5 protein-coding genes and 1 pseudogene are annotated in these 5,499 nt (G+C 33.6%); 1 reads left to right on the top strand and 5 read right to left on the bottom strand.

The window, feature by feature from the left end:
* The 5 genes and pseudogenes from ACZQCL_RS05865 to nagB all read right to left on the bottom strand — a co-directional run.
* Positions 1 to 450 (bottom strand): annotated as a pseudogene (locus ACZQCL_RS05865) (cell division protein FtsQ/DivIB); the annotation flags it as partial.
* The gene (gene murB, locus ACZQCL_RS05860; RefSeq protein WP_118115074.1) at positions 444 to 1,343 is read right to left on the bottom strand and encodes a UDP-N-acetylmuramate dehydrogenase; all 900 of its coding nucleotides are present in this window, start codon (positions 1,341 to 1,343) and stop codon (positions 444 to 446) included. The pseudogene ACZQCL_RS05865 and the gene murB, both read right to left, overlap by 7 nt.
* Position 1,344: 1 nt before the next feature.
* On the bottom strand, positions 1,345 to 2,427 hold the full coding sequence (gene murG, locus ACZQCL_RS05855) for an undecaprenyldiphospho-muramoylpentapeptide beta-N-acetylglucosaminyltransferase (RefSeq protein WP_227991481.1): 1,083 nt from the start codon (positions 2,425 to 2,427) through the stop codon (positions 1,345 to 1,347).
* Positions 2,428 to 2,456: 29 nt separating this feature from the next.
* Positions 2,457 to 3,212, bottom strand: coding sequence for a class B sortase (gene srtB / locus ACZQCL_RS05850; protein WP_412343690.1), 756 nt, complete (start codon positions 3,210 to 3,212; stop codon positions 2,457 to 2,459).
* A gap of 69 nt (positions 3,213 to 3,281) precedes the next feature.
* On the bottom strand, positions 3,282 to 4,001 hold the full coding sequence (nagB, locus tag ACZQCL_RS05845; protein ID WP_227991483.1) for a glucosamine-6-phosphate deaminase: 720 nt from the start codon (positions 3,999 to 4,001) through the stop codon (positions 3,282 to 3,284).
* Between the two features lie 187 nt (positions 4,002 to 4,188).
* Between nagB and ACZQCL_RS05840 the strand changes: the two genes are divergently transcribed.
* On the top strand, positions 4,189 to 5,499 hold a 1,311-nt coding region (locus tag ACZQCL_RS05840; RefSeq protein ID WP_482482201.1), incomplete at its 3' end, for a class II D-tagatose-bisphosphate aldolase, non-catalytic subunit.

Here is a 5,499-nt window from a genome sequence, read left to right as displayed (position 1 = left end):
CTGCTTTCTTTGTTTTGCATTAAAATTTGACAACAAAGGAAAATGTACAATCATATTCAAATATTGTTCATCTATTTCAATCGAAGAGCCATTTTGGCAAAGGGCATAATTCTTATTATCCTTCACATAATAGCCAACCATCAATTTTTCCTGCACATCAAAAGTAAGCTTTCGATTTTTCTTTGAAACATCACAAGACTGTACAAAAGGCATCTTTTCTACTCTCTTCTCCAATATAATCGAAGGCATTAAATAGATACGTGTCTTCGTACTCACATTTGCCAAATCGTAGACTTCACTATCTGACAAATAATAATTGTTTTTACATGATAAAACCTTGACATGGGAATCTGTAGAAAAATAATACACAAAAATACTAGCTACCATCATAACAACAAGACTAAAAATAATCGATTGTTTAATAGTTAGCTTAACTTTTTTCTTTACCAATATAACTGCTCAACTTCCGTAACCATGTCAATGTTATATTCTTTTTTTGCTCGAGTTTTAATTTCATGAATCAAATCACGAACATCTTGAGCTGTCGCATTTAAATCATCATTCACAATAAAATTACAGTGCTTTTCACTAACCATTGCACCACCAATTTTATGGCCCCTTAATCCCAACTCTTCAATCAATTTCCAAGCTGGAATTTCTTCTGGATTTCTAAACACACTACCTGCACAAGGCTTATCCAAAGGCTGTGCACTCATTCTTCTTTCACGTCTAGAATCCATCAAGTCACGTATATCATTTTGGTTTCCTTTTTCTAATTGGAAACGACCCACTAAAATAGTCCAATCCTTGTGTGATTGGAAGATAGAATGACGATATGCATAATCCAATTCATCTTTTTTCATCCAACAAATTGTATTATCTTTTAAAACACAGACATCAATTAAATGATTAGCCAAATTATCCTTATAAGCTCCGGCATTCATATAAAGTCCACCACCAATTGAGCCTGGAATTCCACTTGCCCATTCCAAACCTGTTAGTGATCTTTTCATGGCCTCTACTGCCATATTTATAATTGAACATCCCGCTTGCGCTACTAGCACTCCATCTGGTTCAAAATAGAAATCATTCAAAGTACGATCTAGATTGATGATTGCACCATGAAAATCTGTATCTGAACATAAAACGTTAGATCCACGTCCAAGTACATAATATGGAATGTTTTCCTGTGCAAGTATTTCAAGCACACACATTAGTGCTGTACAATTTTTGGGATATATATAATAGTCTACGCAACCACCAATCTTAAAAGTGGTATGTTTCTTCATAGGCTCATGTTCTAAAACTTCTGCATACGTCATTAAACGATCCTTTATGCTCATATTAGTTCCCCTTTTTACATATATTTTTCAATAAATCTATAATATCATATGCCGCATTCGGTTTACCCATCTGCAATGCATGTTCATGTGTTTGTTCATATACCACTGGATTTGCGTATAAAGATACAATTTGACCTTGCAAAGTTTCTGCATTCAAATCCTTTTCTTCAATAATACGACAAGCTTGTTGTCTTAGCAGCATACTCGCATTATAAAATTGATGGTTATTTGCCACATAAGGACTTGGTATCACGATAGAAGGAATCCCTAAAGCCGTTACTTCTGCAAGCGTTGTAGCACCTGCACGACAAACCATTCCATCTACATGCCCATAAATACGCAATGTATCTACATATGGTACAACATGAATATTTTTTTGGCTTTCAAATAAATTCAAATCTTGAGAATTGTCTTTTCCGCAGACATACAAAAATTGTAAATCATCATTGACATCCTTTAAAGCACTCTTCATTAATTCATTTACAGAACTAGAGCCCAAAGAACCCATCACAATAAGGATTGTTTTTTTATCTAAATCTAAACCTAATGATTTAAAATAGTCTTCATCAAATGTTGCCTCTTTGGCAATTGTTGCTCTTGGATTTCCCAACATATGAATCTTTTCCTTTGGAAAAACCTCATTACATTTTTCATAACAAGTTATAATCGCATCCACTTTCTTCATAACAAGCTGGTTGGCCTTACCAACAATGGAGTTTTGTTCATGAATTACGGTGTGGATTCCTAAAGAATGAGCTGCCATAATAACTGGCGCACTCACATATCCTCCAAATCCAATCACAACATCTGGATTGAATTCTTTTAAGTATTTTTTTGCCTTACCTTCTGCTTTAAACATCTGACAAACCGCCATACATTTTTTTAATGCATTTCCTACAAATCCAGAAGTATGTAAAGCCTTAAACGCATAGCCATTTTGCGGAATCAAATCCTTTTCCATGCGATCATCATTTCCAATAAATAATATTTCAGTCGAAGAATCAAGTTCTTTCATTTTATCCGCTAAAGCTAAAGCTGGATAAATATGACCCCCTGTTCCTCCTGTCACAAAACAAATTTTCATATTAAAAACCTCACCAAGTATATCATATATCAATCTTTTAAAACAATATCGTCACTTGTCTTTTCCAGTTGTCCAGTCAAAACAAAACGATGACTCGATTCAAATCCATAATCTAAATCACATGTGGATAAAGAAACAAACTTTTGATCTGTATTCACCAAATCATTGAAGTATGTAGACGACTGTTTCATAGAATCTAAAGTCTCTTGTCTATAATCTCCAAATGACGTTGTATAGAATACACTATCGTCTGTAGTTTTCGCAAATGTAAATACATGACAGTTATAATTCGCATCTGGTGTTAATAAATAAAATACTGGATGCGACTTAAAAAAATCTTCATCACAATACTTCTTTAATAAGGTAAACATGCCTCCACCTTCAACAGAATGGCCATATATAATGGAATTATCATCTTGGAATTGTGCATTCGCATTCGCATCCAAAAAAATCGAACCTCTATTATTATATTCCCCACTCACTGTATGATTCAAATAATATTCATTATCTTTCGATTGCATAACAGGAAAAGAAATATCACAACCTGGAACATAGATCCATCCTACTATATCTTGATTCTCTGCTTGAAGTGCTGCCCAATCAGGTTCTAAAACATTCTTTTCTACTTTATTTTCTCTTTTTTTCTTAATTACTTTTTTTTCTAATTGTTTTGTCTGTGTCGCAACTTGTTGTTTCTGTGAATAAATATCCCATAAATTATAGGCACTGTACCCAAATACACAAAGGCTAACGACAAAAACGATTCTATATATCCATTTTTTCATACAGCTTAATTTTAACACAAATAAAAAGGATAGAGAAATGAATTCCCTATCCTATAAAGATAATCGCAATTATTTAGTTAATTTACTAGCAGCAGCTTTGTCTAATACAACAACTACATCAGCGTGGTTTTGTAATGCACTTGCAGCACATGCAGTATCGATTGGTCCTTCAATCATAGCTTTAACAGCATCTGCTTTATTTTCACCATTAGCCACTAATAATACTTTTTTAGATTTCATAATTGTTCCAATTCCCATTGAAATAGCTTGTGTTGGAACTTTGTTAATATCGTTATCAAAGAAACGAGCATTTGCTTCACGAGTGTTTTCTGTTAAATCAACGATGTGAGTTAATGTTTCAAATGGTGTACCAGGTTCATTGAATCCGATGTGTCCATTTTGTCCAATTCCTAATACCTGTAAGTCAATTGATACTTCACTTAAAGCATCTTCATAAGCTTTACAATCAGCTTCTGTATTTCCATAAGGAACATGTGTATTATTTAAATCAATATCAATATCTTTAAATAAGTTTTCATACATAAAAGTATAGTAAGATTGAGGATCTTTACGATCGATTCCTACATATTCATCTAAGTTATAAGATTTAATATCTTTATAGCTATATCCATCTTTGTGGTATTGGATCATTTCCTTATATAATCCAACTGGACTAGATCCTGTTGCCAAACCTAAGACAGCATCTTTCTTAGCATCCAATAATTCTTTCATGACTTCAAATGCCTTTGCTGACATTTCATCATAGTTTTCACATACAATAACCTTCATTGTTATCTCCTCCATATTTCTTCTAATATTATAACATAGCGCTTTCAAAATAAAATGCATATTTTAGTAATGCTTTTGTCATTTTTAACAAATTAGTAATATTTGCACTTTTTAATTGACTTTATGGTAAAAAGAAGAAAAAAAGTTAAAGATACTGTATAATAAAAACAGTTAAGGAGGACATACAATGCCTAAACAAAACCCATTATTAAACATTGTTAAAAAACAAAAAGAAGGTAAAGCCGTAGCTATCTATTCATGCTGTTCAAGTAATGCATTCGTTATTGAAGCTGCGATGGAAACCGCAAAAAAACAAGATTCATGTGTTTTAATTGAATCGACTGCAAACCAAGTTGATCAAAATGGTGGTTACTCAGGAATGACACCAAAAGATTTCTTCAACTTCTGTCATGAAAAAGCAAAAGAAGCTGGATTATCAAGTGATCGTATTTTCTTAGGTGGGGACCACTTAGGACCATTAACAGTCGCAAACAAACCAGAAGCAGAAGCTATGGAATACGCAAAAACATTAGTACATGACTATGTTCGTGCTGGTTTCACTAAAATTCATATTGATACAAGTATGAAAGTTGCTGATGATGATCCAAATACTCGTTTAAGTGATGAAACAATTGCTCGTCGTGGAGCTACTTTAGCTAAAGTTTGCGAAGAAGCTTACCAAGAATTACTTCAAGAAAATCCAGAAGCAATTCACCCAGTATATATCGTCGGTAGTGAAGTTCCAATTCCAGGTGGAGCACAAGAAGAAAATGCTGGTATGCAAGTTACAAAACCTGAAGACTTCAAGAGTACTGTAGCTACATTTGAAAAAGCATTTGATGATATGGGAATCGCAGATGCTTGGAACCACGTTATCGCTGCTGTTGTTCAGCCAGGTGTTGAAGAAAAAGATGCTGGATGTGAAGAATACGATCGTGAACGTGCTAAAGATTTAATGGCAAGCATTAAAGATTTTGACAAATTAGTATTTGAAGGACACTCAACTGATTATCAAACTAAATACAAATTACGTGAATTAGTAGAAGATGGTGTTGGCATCTTAAAAGTTGGTCCTGGACTTACTTATGCCGCTCGTGAAGGAATCTTCTCATTATGCATGATTGAAGAAGAATTGGCTGCTGTTTATGGATTTGAAACGAGTCACTTCCGTGAAGAATTAGACAAAGCCATGTTAGCAAACCCTGGTAAATGGGCTCCATATTATCATGGAACAGAAAATGAAATTGCATTCAAACGTAAATATTCATTCTCTGACCGTTGCCGTTACTATTTACCTCAAGAAAATGTTAAAAATGCTTTAGCTAAATTATTGACTAACTTAAAAGAACATCCAGTACCATTACCATTGTTAAGTCAATATATGCCTTTCCAATATACATTGGTACGTGAAGGTAAATTGAACAATACTCCTGAAGATTTAATTAAAGCCCGCGTTATGTATACAATTGAAGAATATACTTACGCTAGTCACCAGGAA

The organism is Holdemanella sp. (genome assembly GCF_056804935.1).
Note: the sequence above shows the minus strand (reverse complement) of the source record. Positions and strands in the feature narration are given on the sequence as shown.